Below are 18,699 nucleotides of genomic sequence, written 5' to 3' on the forward strand. Positions count from 1 at the left end.
AAATTATAGAGCTTTATAAACATTTACTTGACTTTTAATAAAATAATTATTAAATATTTGGCTCATCACCATAAGTTGGGGATGACATGCAAATCCACTCCTCCTCTGTGCATTCAATTCGTTTTCAAAAATATTTTATTGGTACGTTAATACTGAAAATATTGGTAAAATAAGGGTAATCGAGCGTAAATTTAAGAAATCGAGCATAAAGTTCCCAAAAACGAGCATAAAACTAAACACTCGAGCATAAATCACTTGAAATTGAGCATAAAAATCAAATATCGAGCATATTTCCACTTAAAGTACCCATTCATACCGCCTGTCTATAAATAATGGTGAAAAACAACCCCAGAATTCAGTGATGAATCAAATATTTTACTTTAATAAAAAAAAAGGCTGTGCAACCAATTTCGCACAGCCTTTCACCATATTTTATTGATAATCCGCTAAAACTTCTGACCAATCAATTGTGCCGCTTTGCGCTTGCTCACGGCGTTCTTTTGTCATAATATCTGACGGTCTATCCCCTTTTGGCCAGTCTTTATCATGCTTGCCCCATTCTGGACGATCCTGCATTAAAATGTAGGCTGCTAAATCCGAAGCTTCTTGATCCGTTAATGTCATTTCCTGACCAATTGGCATATACGCTTGGATGAAGCCGGCCATTTTTGACATACGCGCCATACCTGCTCCGTCATTAAAGGAATCCTCACCCCATAATGCTGGACCTGTATTGGCGCCAATGCCTGAACCATCTGCTGCGTGACATGAGATACATGATTTATTGTATAATTTTTCACCATCTTGCACGTTTGGTGTTGGGACTTGTTTCATATCAGCTGATTTTGCCCATGGACGTTTTTGCCCTTTTTCTACATCCTCCGAAATGTAATCAAAATACGCGACCATTGCGTTTAACTCCTCTGAATCTGCCTCAAACGCCTCACCATTCATACTACGCACCATACAGCCGTTAATACGTTTTTCAATTGTCACAATATCCCCTGCTCGTGCAATATATTTAGGATAATCAGCCGTTACACCGACTAACGATGCTACCGTATCTTGTAAGCCAGCACCCGCGTGACAGCTCGTACAAGATAAATTCGCGCCGACCTTATCTTCCGCATAGACATTTGTTTCATTCGTTAAATTATAGCCATAAATAATCTCATCGTATTTTTCATGATCTTTTGGAATGTCATCCATATTAATTTCGGGGAATTTTGGTTCTCTTTCCTGTGCCAACGCCATTGCATTTTTCGGCGCATCTTCTTCAGAAACCGGTGCTGGGTCCACACTAACAAATTCTTTGTACACTCCTACACCTAAACCGATGGAAATAAAAACACCTATGATTGCTGCAACTACACTCTTCATTGCGCTCCCTCCTTTGACTATATTGTACGAAAGGTACTCACAAAAAGGGGGCATATTTCAAAGTCGTCGCAATGCCTTCAAGAGAATATTACAAACTCATTTCAATTACAAAATTTTCATCATATTTTCACATTGGGGGTGTATGATTTATCGGATAGACTGTTATTTTTCGTTTTAATGGGTATTTTTGAGGAATCGCACGTATCTTTCATAAAACCGCACGTAAATTCACAGCACGAGTCATTTGTAAATTTTTTTCCATTTCCAATCGTAACCTAGATAGCATAGGAGGAGATTTTCATGAGAAAGAAATCAGATTGGCAGCTATTCGCCAAAATTAGTTGGATGATTGGATTTTTACTCGTCATTTTCGGAAGTACGACCATCAACAACCAAGCGAAAGTCTTAGCTAGTGCTACATATAACCTCGCTCCGTATTTATGGACGTCTGCGATTACTTCTATTATTATTGGAGCCTATATTGCCCTTCTTTTTCTAAAACAATTAAAGCTAAAATTCAATCTGGGCTTATTTGTTTGCGTAACGATTCCATGCCTTACTTTGACATTGTACTATCCAATCCTTGCCTTCACCCCAGCGTTTTTAGAAAACCTTGAATTTTTAGCATTACCGCAATTACTTGGCTTAACCTCCGAAACCATTTTCGGAGTAGTCGCTGGATTGACGCTTATTTTGAGTTTGTTTCAATGGCGAGAGTAGAAATGGTAGCCTATATTATCTATTGATATAACATTCAAAATATTGTAAAATAAAAGTATCAAATACCTTTTGGAGGTAATGAACGATGTTGTTATTTTATTGAGATCACCTTCTATTTCAAAAAATGAATAGGAGCTGATTTACTTGAATTATCAAACACATACTGAAACGATTACAGAAAACATGCTAAATGGCTTTTTCGTTGATTGGCCAAATCCACCAAGTCCTACTACACATTTGAAGCTTTTACAAAACAGTTCACATATTGTCTTAGCGATTGATCCTGAAACGAATCAAGTTACTGGCTTCATCACAGCTATTAGTGATGGTGTGCTAAGTGCCTATATTCCGCTGCTTGAAGTGTTACCCGCCTATCAAAATAGAGGCATCGGGAAGGAATTAGTGGAGCGAATGCTTGAACAGCTAAATGAGTTGTACATGATTGATTTATGCTGCGACGAAGATTTAGTCCCTTATTACAAAAATTTTGGCATGACGCAAACGAACGCTATGATGAAACGCAATTATGCAAGACAGTCTGGAATATAATAAAGTATAACGAAACAATCCAGTATGGCTTTGGTAAAACAACGCTTGCTGGGTTGTTTTTTTGCACAAAATTAATGACATGCAAGATTGTAGCTCTAATTTTGAAAATGATTTGATACTTTCAGAATAATACTCTTCTACCCGTATTCTAAATATTTGCTATAATGCTCATAATGAGGTGAATACAGGATGTCTAAAAGGGAGTTAAAAAAACAACAAAATCGCCAGCAAATGATTCAAGCTGCTATCGAATTATATAGTAAAAAAACGTTTTCAGAAGTAAGTGTGCGTGACATTACAAAAAAGGCAAATGTTTCCCCCGCACTCCTTTATCAATATTTTGATGATCAGCAACACTTATTTTTAATCGCCATGCAGCATGAAAATAAAAAATTATTACAGGAGCTCGCACAATACACAACCATTGATGAAGTAGCAAAAGGTTATATCACCTTTTTTTTTGAGCATGAAACACTGTTCCAAATGATGTCACACTTTATGCTTCAACCAAAGGGCGACGAAACTTCACAAATTTTTGTTGAGGAGTCCTCCAAGTTATTTCAGGTATTTAAAGAGGCCTTATCAAATGTTGCAACAAAAGAACAACTTCAAGTCGAAACACAGCTGCTATTTTCAACTTTAAATGGTCTGCTGATTACTTATAAAAACTTACCACAGTATTCAAAAGAGCAATCCTTGGCACATATATTATCGTTAGTGAAGCATACTCTTCGAAAAATCCCCACTAAATAAGCCTGAAGAATATTTTCAAAAATAGAGGATGTGCAGCAAAATGACTGCACATCCTTCACATCAAATATTTTGTAAATCCTTTAACTGCATTTTCAAAATTTTCCCTACTGCATTGCGTGGTAATGTATCGACGAACACAACATCCTTCACTGCTTTATAGGAAGCGAGCTTGGATTTGCAATGCGCAACAATGTCCTCACCGCTTACCTCGCTCTCTGCCTTTTTCACAATGTAAGCAACAGGTACTTCTCCCCATTTTTCATCCGGTCTACCAACAACCGCAACCTCTTGAACGGCTTCATGTTGGGCAAGGACAAGCTCTAGCTCAGCCGAATAAATATTTTCACCGCCACTAATAATCATATCTTTTACGCGATCCACCACATATAAAAAGCCATCCGGATCTAAGTAGCCAACATCACCTGTGTAAAATTCATTGTTTTCAACCACAGTATGATACGCTTCATCATTTTTATAATAGCCAACAAAAACTTGCGGACCCGTTAACACAATTTCGCCAATTGCCCCTATCGGTAATACGTTTTTTGTTGTTAAATCTTTAATTTGAACCGTCCCTTGCATCACTACTTTGCCCATCGAATCGAATTTTTCTTCCCCTTGACTCGGCTTCCAAAACGAAACCGCTCCTGTATATTCCGTAATGCCATATACTTGTTGCACTGGAATACCAAGCTGACGGCAGCCTAAAATAAGTGGTGCTGGAACGGCTGAAGCGCCACAAGTAATATAACGTAACGATGAAATATCGGATTTTACCATTGGATACGTTTGTAGTAAAAACGCAAGCATTGCCGGAACAGTCATGGAAGACGTCACTTTTTCCTTTTCAATTAATTTCCATGCTTCAACTGGGTGGAAATCTTCCATTAATACCATTGTTGCACCGGTATGGACATTCGTAATTAATGGTGCAAAGCCTCCAATATGGAAGAACGGCGCAACCATTAAAAAGCAATCCTGCTCCCACCAATCAATCGTATGGGATAAGCCAATTGAAGCCGCCTGTAAATTATTATGCGAAATTAACGCACCCTTTGGACGACCTGTCGTGCCTGAAGTGTACATCATTAAAATCGGGTCAAACGAAGAAGTATGCTGAACCGGTTCAACGGCTGCTTCTTCATAAATCTCTGCTAAACTCGGTGTAGATTGATGTGAAATGGCCTGTGATACAACGGTTAATTGGTCAACAATCTCCTGAAACGCAACATCATGGATTAATAGTTGCGCATCACTATGCGAATAAATATAATCCAGTTCCTGGGGTTGTAAGCGATAATTCATTACGACCGTCACTACCCCAATTTTGGCCGCGCCGAAAAACGTTGCGACAACATCTTCATTGTTTTTGCAAAGAAGTGCGATTTTATCTCCGCTTTGTAAGCCTTGTCTTTGCAAATAAGCCGCAAACGCATTGGCACGATTGTTCATTTCAGTAAATGTAATATGCTTATCTCCGTTAATAAAACCAACTTTTCCCCCTGTTAATGAAGCGCGACTTGCTAAAATTTGTCCAATATTCATTCCCATCTAAATACACCCCTTAAATGAATTTAAATTTGTGCTAACAATTGGTCTGGCAAAATCGATGTTTCTTCTAAGTTCTCTACAATATTTTGTTGATAGGTTAAAAATAAAGCTTCCCAAACTTGTTCCCATCTTCGTGCTGCTTGGCGATTTTCCTTTGTAGGCATTGCCGTTAAATCAATTTGCATAATACTTTGCAATTCCTGTTGTGCTGCTTGTAATTGCTCCAGCGATACATTTGGAAACATCGCTTGTAAAATTCGTTGCAATGAGATTGTTTTCGTTATTTTGTGTAAATCACGATAGATTTGTGCGAGCAATACATTGCGCGGCCCTTCCCATAACTCATTGACCATACTATCTCGGAATAATCTTGGAATCGAAGAAAAGTCTTCAATTGCGCCATGTCCCCCAAAGATAGAAATGGCAAGACGTAATTTTTCAACGGCTTCTTTTGAGGCAAATATTTTTTGTAGTAAAATAATTTCACGTGTGGCAAACGCTTGAACGGCATCCTCATTGTCCGTTTGTAAAAAGCGCTCATAGATCGTAAAGGCTGTTGCTGCCATACGTTTTGCCGCATCTTGTAAATCCTCTAGCTGAGCTGCTGCCATTGGAAATTCATCAATTTTCCGGTCAAATACTTGGCGGAATCGCGCGTACAGCATCGCTTCACGTGCTGCTCGCATCACAAAGGCTGCACTCGAAAAACCAATATCTAAACGAGAGCGTGTCAATACAATACTTACCGCAAGCGCAACCCCACGATTTTGCGGCCCGATGCGATAGGCAACTGCCCCATTATAATCAATTTCCCCTGATGGCAATTCACTCGTGCCAAGCTTCCATTTCAAACGATTAACCGTATGATGATTGCGTCGCTCGAGTTCTTTATCCCCCGGTAACCAAGTCGGTACAACAAATACGGCGATATCCTCGGTTCCTTCGATTCGTGCCGTTACTACAGAATAGTCAGCATGAACAGCAGAACAGAAAAACTTATTGCCATATAATAAATAATGGTCATCATGCGCAACCGCGCGTAATACATTTGCTGGGATGTTCGACCCGCCTTGAATTTCGGACATAAACTGCGCTCCAATTGCAAATTGTCCATTACGTCCATTTTTCGCATGTTCATAAATATCTCTCACCGCTTGCGGCACCTCATCATAAAACATTTCAATTAACGCAATGAGTCCATCCGTACAAGCAAGTGGACATGTAATGCCCGTTTCCCCATTGCCGTGTAAAAAATAGCGTTTCACGATACCCTTATACGGCTGCTGATGTGCACTAAATAAGCCATCATTGAAAATTTCTTCGGTTAATTGAATTGCCTCTAACGGACGTACAATTCGGTCAATTCGCTCATTGTAGGCATTATAATGGCGAATGGTTGGCGCATTTTCAGGTCGTGCAATTTCATTTGTTGTATTGCGCCATGTTGTAGACAACCTTTTTATATACGGCTCTAAGTCCGTTGCAAATTGTTCGTAATCCTGTTGCAGTAATTGTTGGAACAGCTTTTGTAAAAAGGGATTATCCCAATCATTCAAGCTATTTCGGAGTTTTAAAAATTGCTTAAAGGAATAATCCTGTACTTTCGTTGCCATTTCCATTGAACCCACCCCCTATTTTAAAAATAGTTTAACAATATAAACAGAAAAAGTAAACACTGTTTATTTTTATTTTTCTGTTTTACAACATAATTCTCTTCGAATAAACTCAAAATTACTCTCTACAATAAAATTACAGGGGTGAAGCATTACGTATTCAATGGGAATTATGCCGTTAAATTCTCAAATATTATCGATGATTTCATGTACACAATCTGTACAATTCAAAAATAAATGAAAGGATGATGGTTTTTTGGTTTAATAACGGAACCGTCACTAGAATAAGCAACATTTGAATGTGCCGGAGTTATTTTATACAATGAAAAATATAGGAAATGTAATACAAAACCACTACTAAAGCACTATTTCGGTTTTTATAGTAGACAATTCCTCTTTTTAAAGGTATACTGAAATCAATAAGTCAGCTATCCAATATTGATAAATTCACCTATTACAAAGAGTATTCGCGTTTTAGTTGGTACTTTTTGCAATACGTGAATTTTTTTCTTTTTAGAAGCAAATGATCTTATTAAATAAAACAATATGGAGGTCATTTACAATGGCACAAGGTACAGTTAAATGGTTTAACGCAGAAAAAGGTTTCGGTTTCATCGAAGTTGAAGGCGGAGCAGACGTATTCGCACACTTCTCAGCTATCCAAGGTGAAGGTTTCAAATCACTTGAAGAAGGTCAAAAAGTTGAGTTTTCAGTAGAAGACGGTCAACGTGGACCACAAGCTGCTAACATCGTAAAACTTTAATTTTTATTGAAGTAACGACAAAAGAGGTTCTCTTTCATTAGAGAGCCTCTTTTTTTAATTCTTGCGCACTACCGTAATTTAATAGGTGTAATTTATCGCTAAACTTTCTTTGATGTAGGATGATTTTGCAACAAATACTCTCGATGCTTTTTACTACTTGCTAAAAGTTCGAGCTCCCCTTGCTTTATCTGTTTTAGTAGTTGATTAAACGTTGCATAAGCAAGGTCATATTGTGCTTTTGAGATCCATCCGTTTTCGAGTGCCTGCTCTATTTCATCCTCATCCTTCTTAATCACTTCCCTTGTTGGAAGTACGATAATGTCTAAAAACAAATCTTCCATATAGGGCTCGCCTTGATCGACACCATTCTCATTTGTTATATCGATATACCACTGAATAACTTCCCCTTTGTCATTGAACATTGTCGTTACCGCAAAGTTCTCATTTAATGGGAGCTGCTGTAGCCATGAGTAATCTTTGTCTACAATACGTAGCTCTTGCCCTGCTTGCGTTGTCACAAGAGGTGCTTTTACTTCATGCATTTCGATCAGTGAAACATAGCCTGTAAAATCAGGTTCCTCTATCCACTGCTGAAAATAATGATGACTTGTTATTCTACTCCAATCATTGCGATGCAAATAACGTTTTTTCAGCATACTATTATCCCCCTATTTTTGTTGATACATATAAGAATGCCAGTCTGTTTATTTTCAAGCTTTAATAGCTCTGCTTATTATGCCTATCAAATCTAACTCAACCTAAAAAAAATCCAGAAAACACGAACATGCATATTTCCTGGATTTATAATTTACCTATAGCTTTCTAACTGCTTCCTTAACCCGTGTGCATCATCTGCGTACACACCTAAATAGTTCACCTTTTTCTCAAAGCCACCGACAAAATGAATGGTTTGTGGTGATTTGAATTCCAATACAAACGCAGGCTTTTCATCGGTATTGCCGAGCACCTTCATTTGGTAAACCTCTTTCAAATCGAGCACATCATGGATTGCCTCGATATGCCCTACATAAATTTCAGCACGCTTCATCAATCCGTTTGAAAGGTAGAGCTTGTGCCCATCTACTTTTGTTGGATTTAGGATCAATGCACGTGCATCTGCAAGTAAAAAAATCAGCCCGTAAATTGACAAAATCGTATGTCCCCACGCAAGTATTGGCATACGGTCATGGAAAAACCAATGGAACGCCACCGCTTCAAACGTCGCCGCATGAAATACCATAATTAGCATTGCCATATACATCGTATTTTTATAGACGGTATGCCCTTCCGAACTAGGCTTTTTGCGCCAACTTAAGCAGGCATAGTAAAATACTAGCATTTCGGATGCCAGCACCTGAATAATCGGATTGCCCTTTGCCTTTTCGGCTACTAACTTCGGAAAGGCAAATAGTAATGGTTCCTTTTGTGCTTGAACCGATTGGATGATTGCAGGAATATATCTCAAAAAAGTACCGATTATAAGCAGCTCCACCGCGATTAAACATCCCTCAATTGCGAAGGCCGTCCATGTAATACTTTGAAAGGGTGCAATCAGATTAGCCGGAATGATGAATCGCGCTATCACAATCCCACTTGCTGCAAAAATAATGGCTTTTTTTATGGACCAGTTTTTTATATGAAGTAATACTAGCGCTGGTGCTAGAATCGCACAATCAATTAATGAGCCAATGACCATACCAAATGCCTGCTCCTCTGATAACGTCTCGATAAATGACAATTGATACACGATGATATTCCCTACTAAAATAATCAAACTAGCAATAAGCCATTTATAATGTCCTATTTTATCCAGAATCATCTTATTCCCCTCTTTTCTCATACTTTAAGTCAATTATAAGCGAATCCACTAACCATACTTTTGTAATTCTAACAAATTATTGAACAAAGGAAAATTAAATTTCCATTATTTTTCAATTTTTAACGTTATTTTCTGCTTAGCGTAAATTATTCACACGTTTCTGTAATTTTCTGCTTCACCTGGCAATTTTCTTTTAAATTCGCTACATTGCTTATTTTTTATTCTTTTTCGACAAAAATCTACACCCCTATGTCATAATGAAAAAAAATACAAAAATAGAAAGGATAATTTTTATGAGTATTGGAAAAAAATTAAATTTGGTGCTTGCGCTATTAATTACCGTAATTGCACTATCCACAATTATTAGCTTTATCAGCTACAATACGATCCAAAATCGTTCAAACGAAGCGACGGATAAGCGTATGACACAGGTAGCAATGATTGATGATATGCGCTTTAATTTATCGATGCAAGGCTTATATGCGCGCGCAATTATTATTGACCCAACTCAAACGAACGAAGAAAATTTACGCACCTATGCTAAAAAATTAGATGATAATATTGCGTACTTGCAAGCGCACGCCGATACAGATGAAATGAACAAGCTTATGCAGCAGGTCAGTACATTCAATGATGAGTTTAATGGACAGGCTGAGCAAGTGATTGCCAATTATAAAACAAATACCAATGAGGCAAAGGATATCGTGAACAACAAGCTACAATCCGCGAATGTTGGTATTTTAACAACTGCTTTAAAAATGTCTGAAATTGAAAAACAGCGTCTAGAAGATATCAAGGCAGAAACAGGGAAAGCCATTCTGAATGCAAAAATCGCATCGCTTATTGTATTAATCATCAGCTTGATCATTAGCGTAGCGGTCGTTGTATACATCCGCAAACGAATTACACAGCCACTTGTTCAAGTATCCGATGAGGCTGCAAAAATTTCAGAGGGCGATTTAACAGGTCAGGATGTTGAAGTACGCACGAAGGATGAAATTGGCAAATTAACAAGCTCATTCAACACAATGCGTTCAAATTTACGTAGTTTAGTGCATAATGTCCAGCAAAATACCGAGCAATTAAGTGCTGCGTCTGAAGAACTCTTTGCAAGCACACAGGAAATTACAGCAACAACGAATGATGTCACACATCGCGTGTTAGATACTTCGGAGGCTGCACAAAATTCTAGCCAAATCGCCGGAGATAGCGCAACCGCGATGGAAGAAACCGCGATTGGCGTACAGCGCATTGCCGAAGCAACACAAACCCTACACAGCAAGGCATTAACGGCAAGTGAAGTAGCCGCAAATGGTCGTAAAATTATTACTGAAGCAAAAGATCAGATGACAACGATTGACGGTTCGACTGTCACAGTGAACGCATTAGTGACGAAATTAGCAAAGCAAACGGAAGAAATCAACAGTATTTCACAAGTCATTACGGATATTACCGATCAAACCAACTTACTCGCTCTAAACGCTGCAATTGAAGCGGCACGTGCGGGTGAACATGGTAAGGGCTTCGCAGTCGTAGCCGATGAGGTGCGTAAACTTGCTGAGGAATCGAAAAATTCAGCTACATCCATCGTTGCTTTGACACAGGAAATCAAGCGTGACACCGCAGAAGTTGAAGAGGCCGTTCGCCATTCATTAGCCTCTGTGAAAGAAGGCGTTGCGATTATCGAAAAAGCTGGCGAATCATTCAATCAAATTGAATTTGACGTAGAGGATATGAAAAATTCAATTCAAGATGTGTCCGCAACGTCCGAGCAATTATCCGCAAGCGCAGAGGAAGTGACTGCATCGGTGAATGAAATTGCCATTGGTGCAAACAAAGCCTCAGAAAGCATCGAAATGATTGCGGCCGCGATGGAAGAACAGTCTGCAAGCATGGAGCAAGTCAATGATGTAGCAGCAGCTGTCACAGAAAACTCGCAGCAGTTACAAACACAAATTCAGCAATTCCGCGTATAATAACAAATATGCACCTCCCCTATGCTATTGGGAGGTGTTTTTTATTTGAAAAAAATGCAACCTTTTTTCGTTTCATACGTATTTTAGTAGTAGGTATTAATAGTAATTACTTATTTTGAAATGAGGGATTTTTTGAAAACTTTACGAAAAAAAATTATTGCACTTATCGCACTCCTACTCATCATCCCACTTATTGTTGGTATCGTTTATGCGCAAAAACAACTCCCCATTGATGTATCGGTCGATGGCGTGCTGCATGCCGATAGCGATGTGCGTTTCGTCTACGATTTAACGTACGACAACAACGGCCGCGTGATGGAGCACCATTTATATGATGAAATGCTGCGAATTATTGAGGAAGCAGAGCATACATTGGTCATCGATATGTTTTTATACAATGATGATTACGACCGTTCTAAAGGGGACTATCCAGCACGTGCCAACGATATTACAAACGCGGTATTAGCGGCACTTAAAGACAATCCAGCATTAAATGTTACGATCATTACCGATGCCATAAATACAGTGTACGGCTCGACAATGCCTGAAAACTTTTCGAAATTACAGGACGCTGGTGTAGAGGTCATTTTCACTAATATGGAGCCCCTGCCTGATTCAAATCCAGTGTACTCAAGCGTTTGGCGCACGTATTTACAATGGTGGCCGACATCTCAAAATGGCTTTTTACCAAATGCCTTTAACCCAGACGGTGCAAAGGCTTCGTTCGGCTCTTATTTCGACATGCTCAACTTTAAAGCGAATCACCGCAAAGTTGTGTTAAATGAACAGCAGGCACTTGTAACATCTGCTAATATTACCCATGACGGCAGTAGCTATCACTCCAATATCGGCTTTGTGGTAACAGGTGCTATTTTAGAGGATTTGTACGCCTCTGAGCAAGCTGTCGCCAAGTTATCTAATATTACACTTGAAGATGTTGAGTGGAACTATCAAAACGAGGTATCTGATATTCAGACGAAAATTGTAACAGAGGGTAAAATAAAAGAAACAATGCTTGCGATGCTAGGTGACGCAGATGCAAACAGTGAAATTAATATCGGTGTGTTTTATTTGGCTGACCGTGATGTTGTAAAGGCAATTAAAAAGGCTGCGAAACAAGGGGCTACGGTCGAGGTAATTGTAGATCCAAACAAGGACGCATTTGGCTTAGAGAAAAACGGCATTCCCAATCGTCAGGTAGCGGCAGAGCTTGAAAAAAGTGGCGTCGCCGTTCGTTTTTACAACACGCAAGGCGAGCAATACCATAGTAAATTTCTATATGTAAAATCAGGTAACCAAGCCGAGCTACTAGGTGGTTCAGCTAACTTCACCCGCCGAAACATTGCCGACTATAACTTAGAAACCAATTTGTATATGACCATGCCGGCAACAAGCGAACTGGCGACAACGGTAGAAGCTTATTTTGCGCGGTTATGGCAAAATGAAAATGGACAATATACGGTTGATTTTGAAGTGTATGAGGATCAAGCACTGTGGAAAAAAGTCTTCTATCGCATTCAAGAAGCGACAGGGCTATCCACGTTTTAGCTGATAGTGAATATTTTTTAATTCGAGGCCAATAGGTGATTTCCTAAAGTAATAAATATGCTCCTGTCGCTGGTATTTTCGCTGGATACAAAAGGTAAAATATGGTTAATCGATCATATTTTTTGAAAATCGATCACAAAACGTGGAAAATCGAGCATAAAATTGAAAATTCGATCATAAAACAAAAAAACCGATCACATTTCACACACCAGTGTGCTAGAGTGCATATCGAACTTTTTATGCTCCTTTACACGGTGGGAATTATAACAGATAAAAGGCATGGTTTTGTACAATTTACAAAACCATGCCTTTTAAAATTGAATCGCCAGTACTTCTTCCACTGCGACGTCAATATTTTTGAAAATAAATGTCCATGGCATGCTTGTTTTACCTAGCACAATGAGCTTTCGTTCCGTAAAGCTTTGTGTGTATGTAGCTTGCTTCGTTTGCAGTGTGACCGCGCGATCCACCCACTGCATATCATGGTCGCTTTCATTATGAATCAGCACCGTTACAAGCAGCTCCCCGCGGTGATTGTAAGCCGCACGAATAATGGCTGCATGAACTGTCCCCTCCTGAATGATACGTTGCTCAAATGCTTGGGCAATTATCAGCCGGTCTTGCGCACTAATCGAGCGCTCCCAGGTTTGTTCAAATTGCAATGTTTGCATGAGCGATTCCCCCCCTTACAACTTCTTTAAAAACGCAAGAACATCCTGTGCAAGCTTGTCCCGTTCCTTGCCGAGCGTTAGTAAATGACCACTTTTTTCGTAGCATTTTTTTACAATTACTTCACTTTGCGCGGCATCGGCAATGAGGTCGATGCTTTCCTGAAATACAACATCATCCAGCATCCCTTTCGCTAAAAACAACGGCTGCTTGAGCTCACTCATTTCGCGCTGTGAGCCGACGATGAATCGCTGCAGGGCAATCATTTTTTCTGCTGGACGAGGGAAATGTTCACTTAGAAAATCGGCAAGCTCCTGTTCTGTTGCGCCATTGTTTTGCAAATAACGCTGTGAATAAAATTTCACACGTTTTTCTAAACCAGCAATTGGACGCTCCAAGACGGGGGATGATAGGATTGCCAATGCATGACACGTCATATAGCGGTTCGCGAGGCGCATCCCTAGCACGCCACCAAGCGATTGCCCAATGACCGCAATTTGCTTATAGCCGTCATCAATAAGCTGCTCAAAAGCTTGCTGTGCCCCCTGCCAAACATGCTCCATTGACGAGGCGAATAATCGCTCTGGCGCGGCACCATGCCCTGCTAAATTGGGCGCATACACCGTGTAGCCCGCTTCAAACAGTACCTGTGCCAAATGCTTCATTTCTCTGGCATTACTCGTAAAACTATGTAGTAATAACACCGCCTGTTTCCCGCTGTGCTTGTAAATATCTTCAACCTGTTGCATCTAAAAAACCCCTTACTTTTCTTGTAACCCGCGCTCTACATATGCGCTGATACCACCGCGCACGTTCGTTACTTTTTGAACTCCAAGCTTTTTCAGCTTTTTGCACGTTTCGAGCGAGCGCATACCCGAACGGCACATCACGACAATTTCCTTATCCTTTGGTAATGCTTCAATGCCCAGCCCATTCGGATCATTAATAAACGGGGCGACATGCATTTTATTGAAATCACGCGCACTCCGCACATCAATAAAAATTTTATCATCGTCACGTAGCATCGTTTGTAGTTCATCTGTTGAAATCGTGTGAATCCCTTCAACCGGACGCTTTTTCCAAATAACAACCGCCGCACAAATGGCGATCAGTATAATTGTTTCAAACATAATGTTTTCTCCTTTTTTGTCTGTTCCCTATAGTTTAGCACGAAATAAATTTATCGTAATATAGTAACTGCATATTTTATATCACCAAACTTTGATATGGATAAAAATTACAGTATAATAAAATGAAATGAGGTGATAAAATTGGCGATTCACATATTAGATTACGCCGTTATTATTTGCTTAATCGCACCAATGCTAATTATTGCAGCGAAATTCTATCACGATAAATCTGTACCAATGAAATGGTTTACATTGGTGATTACTACTGAAATTTTGCTTCAAAAAGTAATCTTATTAAATGAGGGCGAATGGTTTTTACCAAATTTTTTGATACATATCTTCTTCATTTGGCCTTTAGTACTCGCCTTTTACATGCAAAAGGCTCAACTTTCGACACTAAAAGAGCTTATCGTTTTTACAAAGTCTATGAATCAAACCGCACTTTTTGTCATTTTGGCACCGATTGTTATATATGCCGCGACTGTGCCATTTATTTCGCAGCAGGTAAAGGAACAGCACAAAGAAATGCTAGACCTACTCATCATGTCAGACAATCCTTATGAACTATTACTGACATCCAATGCGGACGCATCATTAATTAATCTCCCGCAAAAAGCACCGTTATTAAAGGATGCGAAAACACGAGTCCTCGTATATCCACATATGGCACTTGTTATCGTTACTGGCGATAACTGGCGTGAGGAAATGACGTATTTTCGTTCCTACGACCAATGGCAACTGACTAGCAATTCTGGCAGTAGCTTTATCAATCCATCAGAATGACTGATATTATTTCATCCTTTATACAATTCTTACCTTTCATTCGTTTCTCGGGTCATAATATTATCATAAGCAACAGGTTTTCAATACGTGAATGATGAAAACTAGCACAAAATTCGCTACAATGAAACAGGTGGAATTTTTATCTAGAAAGGACTAAATTTACGTATGAAAACAATGTTATTTTCGATTTTAGCTGCATTATTACTATTCGTGCCAAATGCAGCGGCACACACGTATATTAGCGAAACAACCCCACAGGACGGCTCAACGGTCACAGAAAATGTACAGCAGGTTGTGCTTACGTTTGAAGGGAAAATTGAGGAAGGTAGTACGTTTAAAGTAATCGCAGCGGACGGTACGGCATACACACCACAATCGATTACACTCGTAGATGGTGTGTTAACAGGGACTTTTGAGCCGGCACTGCCAAACGAAACGTATACGGTAAAATGGGATACGATTAGTCAGGACGGTCACCCTCTATCCGGTGAATTTGGCTTTACCGTCAATGCCCCTGTAGAAGAACAGGTCATTGAGAAGGAAGAAGAGAGCACCGAGCAAGAGGCGGCTCCATCTGTTGAATCGACACAGCAAGCAAACGATGAGGATGCCGAAAAGTCGACTTCTCCGTTACTGCTTGTCGGTGGTCTTTTAGTTATCATTATCATCGTAAGTATCGTTGCCTTAGCAAAGCGTAAAAAAGCGTAATGATGGCGCTCATTGTAGGAAGTCAATTTCTTTTATATGCAAGCTTGAGTGTCGTAATGGGGGCAATGATCATGCAATGTATCCCGACCATCTACCGCCCAGGCTTTCAAATCGCACCGAAATGGCTCGTATTCAGTGTAGTTGTCATTCCGATTGCAGCCTTTCTTCCTAATTTACAGCTGCTTTCGATTTTAATGCCACAATTTGGGCTAGCGGATTCGTTATGGATGATTGTTTCGAAGTATAAGGTGGGACATGCTTGGCTAGCGATTTTTGCCTTTTCGTTACTGCTCCTCGTACTTGTGCGCCTAGCCATTAAAAAAGCATCCACTTCGCTTTATGTTAGTTCTATTTTCGTCTTAATGGCGATCATGGCGGCAATCGGCTATGCCAGTCATGCGGGTTCGATGGCTGGAATCGCGGGCTCGTTTCTCGATTTCATTCATTTACTAGCGGTCAGTGTGTGGCTTGGTATTTTAGTCATCGTTGGTTATTTTTCAACGGACACAAAAAATTGGAGTGCCTTTTTGCAATGGTTCTCCCCTACTGCCCTTGCTGCCTTTACGTCGATTGCGATTAGCGGTGTGCTGATGATGGAAGTTATCGTCCCGAAATATGTCACAAGCTGGGCCGGTACTTATGGCCAATTTTTATTTATTAAGCATGTGTTACTCGTTCCATTAGCCATCATTATTTTAGCCAATGGACTACTGATAAAATTAAAAATCAATCAGCCGTTATTTGAACCGCGCACTTGGGTAAAAATCGAGCTGACATTACTTGCGGCGATCCTAGTAGTAACAGCGATTTTTACCGAGCAACAGCCGCCAAACTTTACGGTTGAAGCCATTTCACCGTTTTTCGAGTTATTTTACCAGAATAGCGTTGCAACGGGTATGCATGCTTATTTACAAATGACGGGGATTGGCATTATGTTCTTCGTATTAACAGCTGTATTTATTGGATTGACGATGGTCAGCTATCTAAAGCAATTGCCAACCATCTTTGCAGCGGCGATGATTGTTGCGACCGCGCTCTGCTTTTACATGAGCTTTATGTCGATTGTGTTTTTTAAATAAGTTGAAGATTTTTTAGAAAATTAGAGCCCTTTTACGAACAAGATTGTTCAAAAAGGGCTTTTTTTCATAATCGAAATTTTTCGCTCCACGTTGGATCAAAATATTAAATTATTTTATTTTGTCTACTTTTTCAACACGCCAATCGTTGTATTAATGAGGGGGAAAAATATGAATCCAAAAGACACGTTCACCTCCTATCTAATACAAGTTGGAAAGGAAGTGTTTCTAGTTTTGCGCTCAAAAGGGGCATCAAAAGAAGATGCAGAAGACATTATTCAAAATACATTTTACAAAATCTACTCAATGTTAGGAGACCTGGACGAAAAAACCGTTCGCCCATGGTTTTACCGAGTTGCCTTGAACGAATTTATTGATCTAAGGCGAAAAAAATTTCAGCATCATCTACCGCTATCAGATGAAATCCAATCAAAGTTAATTAGCGGGAATGCCGATTTTGAACAACTTTTTAATCAAGATGAAATTATGCATTTATTAAAAAATGTAAAAAAGGAGTACCGTGAGATTTTTGTTTTGAAATATTATTATGACTTATCTTACGAGGAAATCGCTCAATTACTCCATTTGCAAGTGGACAATGTAAAGCAAAAACTATACAGAGCAAGGAAATCAATTCGTACAGAAGCTGGAGGGATTATGGCATGGATTCATCGATTCAAAAAGCATTAAAGAAAGCAAAAAGAAAACAATGGGTTATGATTACCCTTATTTCTATGGTCGTTTGTATCATTCTACTTTTTACTTTCAATAGACTTGGAAATTATTTATCAGCTCAAAATACAGCTAGATTACACGACAGCCTATTTTTACAACACAGTATATCTCAACCAAATGTGAATATTGACTCTCAGGTAACAGCCAATTCTTCCATGTTTGGCGGTAATATTGTTACAAACCGTTCCAAAAATATAAATGGTTATCTAATTCCTTGGAGTACATTAACGAGTTCTTATTCGTGGTTTGGTGCTTCCATCGACCACAATGAACTGATTCCTGGCTTTCACTCCAGTGGGAATAATAATTATGAATACGATAAACAAACGAAGCAAAAAGTGGCAACATTTTATCATCCAGCTATTAAAGAATATTATGACGGGGTTCAAAATCAACTTGAAGCTGTTGTTCAATTAGAAAACCATGTAGCTGAAGTAGCAATATCCTTCAAGGAACCTTTAACAATGGATCAAGTACGTGAAAGCATACCTGAAAATTTAAATATAGCGTGGCTTTATATGACGTCTAAAATTGTCGATGAAGCTCCAGGCCCTTCAGGTATACGGGTTTATGGTTATCCAGATTCTGAACTTTCAAAGGAATCCTTCGATATGTTTATTAAAGACCTTAAAAAATATGATGAAAGAGGATCAATGGAGGAAATCCAAAAATATATTGAAGAGAATGAAAACAAACCATTTAACGAGGTTACTATACTGGGTGTTATGCTAACAGGTCGTACTGAAAGCTTTAATGAATTAATAGGCAAAGACTTTATTCGAGGAGCATCTGTAGGAGTAACTGCACCAATTGTTCCGTATATCCAACCAACAAAATAATCTATGCCAATAGTGTCAACCCAAACTTGGATTGGCACTATGCAATTTCTAATGATGGGAAGAATTTACTTTTTAATAATCTGCCTT

19 protein-coding genes are annotated in these 18,699 nt (G+C 39.2%); 11 read left to right on the forward strand and 8 right to left on the reverse strand.

The features are described 5' to 3' along the window. Window positions 1–432: 432 nt before the first annotated feature. A complete protein-coding gene (locus MKX47_RS11115) occupies window positions 433–1,380 on the reverse strand; it encodes a c-type cytochrome (RefSeq protein ID WP_340774039.1) in 948 nt (315 codons plus the stop codon). 300 nt (window positions 1,381–1,680) lie between these two features. Here MKX47_RS11115 and MKX47_RS11120 point away from each other — a divergent pair, with 300 nt between their 5' ends. The 3 genes from MKX47_RS11120 (at window position 1,681) to MKX47_RS11130 (ending at window position 3,402) form a co-directional block, all read left to right on the forward strand. Then, window positions 1,681–2,100, forward strand: a complete 420-nt coding sequence (locus tag MKX47_RS11120; RefSeq protein ID WP_340774042.1) for a hypothetical protein — start codon at window positions 1,681–1,683, stop codon at window positions 2,098–2,100. Window positions 2,101–2,283: 183 nt separating this feature from the next. Beyond that, the gene (locus tag MKX47_RS11125) at window positions 2,284–2,649 is read left to right on the forward strand and encodes a GNAT family N-acetyltransferase (protein ID WP_340777794.1); all 366 of its coding nucleotides are present in this window, start codon (window positions 2,284–2,286) and stop codon (window positions 2,647–2,649) included. 189 nt (window positions 2,650–2,838) lie between these two features. After that, window positions 2,839–3,402: a TetR/AcrR family transcriptional regulator gene (locus tag MKX47_RS11130; RefSeq protein ID WP_340774044.1), complete on the forward strand. Its 564-nt coding sequence runs from the start codon at window positions 2,839–2,841 to the stop codon at window positions 3,400–3,402. 60 nt (window positions 3,403–3,462) lie between these two features. Here MKX47_RS11130 and MKX47_RS11135 read toward each other — a convergent pair whose 3' ends face one another. Beyond that, window positions 3,463–4,953, reverse strand: coding sequence for a class I adenylate-forming enzyme family protein (locus MKX47_RS11135; RefSeq protein ID WP_340774046.1), 1,491 nt, complete (start codon window positions 4,951–4,953; stop codon window positions 3,463–3,465). Between the two features lie 23 nt (window positions 4,954–4,976). Continuing rightward, complete coding sequence (locus tag MKX47_RS11140) at window positions 4,977–6,572, reverse strand: acyl-CoA dehydrogenase family protein (RefSeq protein ID WP_340774048.1); 1,596 nt, start codon at window positions 6,570–6,572, stop codon at window positions 4,977–4,979. Between the two features lie 556 nt (window positions 6,573–7,128). Here MKX47_RS11140 and MKX47_RS11145 point away from each other — a divergent pair. Next, the gene (locus MKX47_RS11145) at window positions 7,129–7,329 is read left to right on the forward strand and encodes a cold-shock protein (RefSeq protein ID WP_274310091.1); all 201 of its coding nucleotides are present in this window, start codon (window positions 7,129–7,131) and stop codon (window positions 7,327–7,329) included. Window positions 7,330–7,427: 98 nt separating this feature from the next. Here the strand turns inward: MKX47_RS11145 and MKX47_RS11150 are convergent, their stop codons facing one another. Next, window positions 7,428–7,985, reverse strand: coding sequence for a DUF402 domain-containing protein (locus tag MKX47_RS11150; protein ID WP_340774056.1), 558 nt, complete (start codon window positions 7,983–7,985; stop codon window positions 7,428–7,430). 152 nt (window positions 7,986–8,137) lie between these two features. Further along, window positions 8,138–9,148 (reverse strand): hypothetical protein, encoded by a 1,011-nt coding sequence (locus MKX47_RS11155; RefSeq protein ID WP_340774058.1) that lies wholly within the window; start codon window positions 9,146–9,148, stop codon window positions 8,138–8,140. A 293-nt stretch (window positions 9,149–9,441) separates the two neighbouring features. On the opposite strand from MKX47_RS11155, the gene MKX47_RS11160 reads away from it, so the two are divergent. Together MKX47_RS11160 and MKX47_RS11165 are read left to right on the forward strand one after the other, a co-directional pair. Further along, window positions 9,442–11,124, forward strand: a complete 1,683-nt coding sequence (locus MKX47_RS11160; protein WP_340774060.1) for a methyl-accepting chemotaxis protein — start codon at window positions 9,442–9,444, stop codon at window positions 11,122–11,124. 132 nt (window positions 11,125–11,256) lie between these two features. Beyond that, window positions 11,257–12,672 carry a phospholipase D-like domain-containing protein gene (locus MKX47_RS11165; RefSeq protein WP_340774062.1) on the forward strand — a complete coding sequence of 472 codons (1,416 nt, stop codon included), beginning with the start codon at window positions 11,257–11,259 and terminating at the stop codon, window positions 12,670–12,672. Between the two features lie 311 nt (window positions 12,673–12,983). Here the strand turns inward: MKX47_RS11165 and MKX47_RS11170 are convergent, their stop codons facing one another. The 3 genes from MKX47_RS11170 to MKX47_RS11180 are packed head-to-tail and all read right to left on the reverse strand — an operon-like array spanning window position 12,984 to window position 14,471. Beyond that, the gene (locus MKX47_RS11170) at window positions 12,984–13,343 is read right to left on the reverse strand and encodes an SLAP domain-containing protein (RefSeq protein WP_340774064.1); all 360 of its coding nucleotides are present in this window, start codon (window positions 13,341–13,343) and stop codon (window positions 12,984–12,986) included. Between the two features lie 15 nt (window positions 13,344–13,358). Continuing rightward, window positions 13,359–14,090 carry an alpha/beta hydrolase gene (locus MKX47_RS11175; RefSeq protein WP_340774066.1) on the reverse strand — a complete coding sequence of 244 codons (732 nt, stop codon included), beginning with the start codon at window positions 14,088–14,090 and terminating at the stop codon, window positions 13,359–13,361. 12 nt (window positions 14,091–14,102) lie between these two features. Continuing rightward, window positions 14,103–14,471: a rhodanese-like domain-containing protein gene (locus tag MKX47_RS11180; RefSeq protein WP_340774069.1), complete on the reverse strand. Its 369-nt coding sequence runs from the start codon at window positions 14,469–14,471 to the stop codon at window positions 14,103–14,105. A 141-nt stretch (window positions 14,472–14,612) separates the two neighbouring features. Here MKX47_RS11180 and MKX47_RS11185 point away from each other — a divergent pair, with 141 nt between their 5' ends. The 5 genes from MKX47_RS11185 (at window position 14,613) to MKX47_RS11205 (ending at window position 18,612) form a co-directional block, all read left to right on the forward strand. After that, window positions 14,613–15,254 carry a hypothetical protein gene (locus tag MKX47_RS11185; RefSeq protein WP_340774072.1) on the forward strand — a complete coding sequence of 214 codons (642 nt, stop codon included), beginning with the start codon at window positions 14,613–14,615 and terminating at the stop codon, window positions 15,252–15,254. Between the two features lie 165 nt (window positions 15,255–15,419). After that, on the forward strand, window positions 15,420–15,962 hold the full coding sequence (locus tag MKX47_RS11190; protein ID WP_340774074.1) for a copper resistance CopC family protein: 543 nt from the start codon (window positions 15,420–15,422) through the stop codon (window positions 15,960–15,962). A 71-nt stretch (window positions 15,963–16,033) separates the two neighbouring features. After that, window positions 16,034–17,041 (forward strand): copper resistance D family protein, encoded by a 1,008-nt coding sequence (locus tag MKX47_RS11195; RefSeq protein WP_340774075.1) that lies wholly within the window; start codon window positions 16,034–16,036, stop codon window positions 17,039–17,041. Window positions 17,042–17,209: 168 nt separating this feature from the next. Next, the gene (locus tag MKX47_RS11200) at window positions 17,210–17,728 is read left to right on the forward strand and encodes an RNA polymerase sigma factor (protein ID WP_340774077.1); all 519 of its coding nucleotides are present in this window, start codon (window positions 17,210–17,212) and stop codon (window positions 17,726–17,728) included. Then, the gene (locus MKX47_RS11205; protein WP_340774078.1) at window positions 17,701–18,612 is read left to right on the forward strand and encodes a sigma factor regulator N-terminal domain-containing protein; all 912 of its coding nucleotides are present in this window, start codon (window positions 17,701–17,703) and stop codon (window positions 18,610–18,612) included. Before MKX47_RS11200 ends, MKX47_RS11205 begins: the two co-directional genes overlap by 28 nt. Window positions 18,613–18,699 lie beyond the last annotated feature (87 nt).

The organism is Solibacillus sp. FSL R7-0668 (assembly GCF_038006205.1).
In the GTDB taxonomy this organism is placed as follows: domain Bacteria; phylum Bacillota; class Bacilli; order Bacillales_A; family Planococcaceae; genus Solibacillus.

Excerpts from the sequence above, each read along its gene's own strand:
- MKX47_RS11115 (WP_340774039.1), bottom strand. The coding sequence starts at position 1,380 with ATGAAGAGTGTAGTTGCAGCAATCATAGGTGTTTTTATTTCCATCGGT.
- MKX47_RS11120 (WP_340774042.1), top strand. The coding sequence starts at position 1,681 with ATGAGAAAGAAATCAGATTGGCAGCTATTCGCCAAAATTAGTTGGATG.
- MKX47_RS11125 (WP_340777794.1), top strand. The coding sequence starts at position 2,284 with ATGCTAAATGGCTTTTTCGTTGATTGGCCAAATCCACCAAGTCCTACT.
- MKX47_RS11130 (WP_340774044.1), top strand. The coding sequence starts at position 2,839 with ATGTCTAAAAGGGAGTTAAAAAAACAACAAAATCGCCAGCAAATGATT.
- MKX47_RS11135 (WP_340774046.1), bottom strand. The coding sequence starts at position 4,953 with ATGGGAATGAATATTGGACAAATTTTAGCAAGTCGCGCTTCATTAACA.
- MKX47_RS11140 (WP_340774048.1), bottom strand. The coding sequence starts at position 6,572 with ATGGAAATGGCAACGAAAGTACAGGATTATTCCTTTAAGCAATTTTTA.
- MKX47_RS11145 (WP_274310091.1), top strand. The coding sequence starts at position 7,129 with ATGGCACAAGGTACAGTTAAATGGTTTAACGCAGAAAAAGGTTTCGGT.
- MKX47_RS11150 (WP_340774056.1), bottom strand. The coding sequence starts at position 7,985 with ATGCTGAAAAAACGTTATTTGCATCGCAATGATTGGAGTAGAATAACA.
- MKX47_RS11155 (WP_340774058.1), bottom strand. The coding sequence starts at position 9,148 with ATGATTCTGGATAAAATAGGACATTATAAATGGCTTATTGCTAGTTTG.
- MKX47_RS11160 (WP_340774060.1), top strand. The coding sequence starts at position 9,442 with ATGAGTATTGGAAAAAAATTAAATTTGGTGCTTGCGCTATTAATTACC.
- MKX47_RS11170 (WP_340774064.1), bottom strand. The coding sequence starts at position 13,343 with ATGCAAACATTGCAATTTGAACAAACCTGGGAGCGCTCGATTAGTGCG.
- MKX47_RS11175 (WP_340774066.1), bottom strand. The coding sequence starts at position 14,090 with ATGCAACAGGTTGAAGATATTTACAAGCACAGCGGGAAACAGGCGGTG.
- MKX47_RS11180 (WP_340774069.1), bottom strand. The coding sequence starts at position 14,471 with ATGTTTGAAACAATTATACTGATCGCCATTTGTGCGGCGGTTGTTATT.
- MKX47_RS11190 (WP_340774074.1), top strand. The coding sequence starts at position 15,420 with ATGAAAACAATGTTATTTTCGATTTTAGCTGCATTATTACTATTCGTG.
- MKX47_RS11195 (WP_340774075.1), top strand. The coding sequence starts at position 16,034 with ATGCAATGTATCCCGACCATCTACCGCCCAGGCTTTCAAATCGCACCG.
- MKX47_RS11200 (WP_340774077.1), top strand. The coding sequence starts at position 17,210 with ATGAATCCAAAAGACACGTTCACCTCCTATCTAATACAAGTTGGAAAG.
- MKX47_RS11205 (WP_340774078.1), top strand. The coding sequence starts at position 17,701 with ATGGATTCATCGATTCAAAAAGCATTAAAGAAAGCAAAAAGAAAACAA.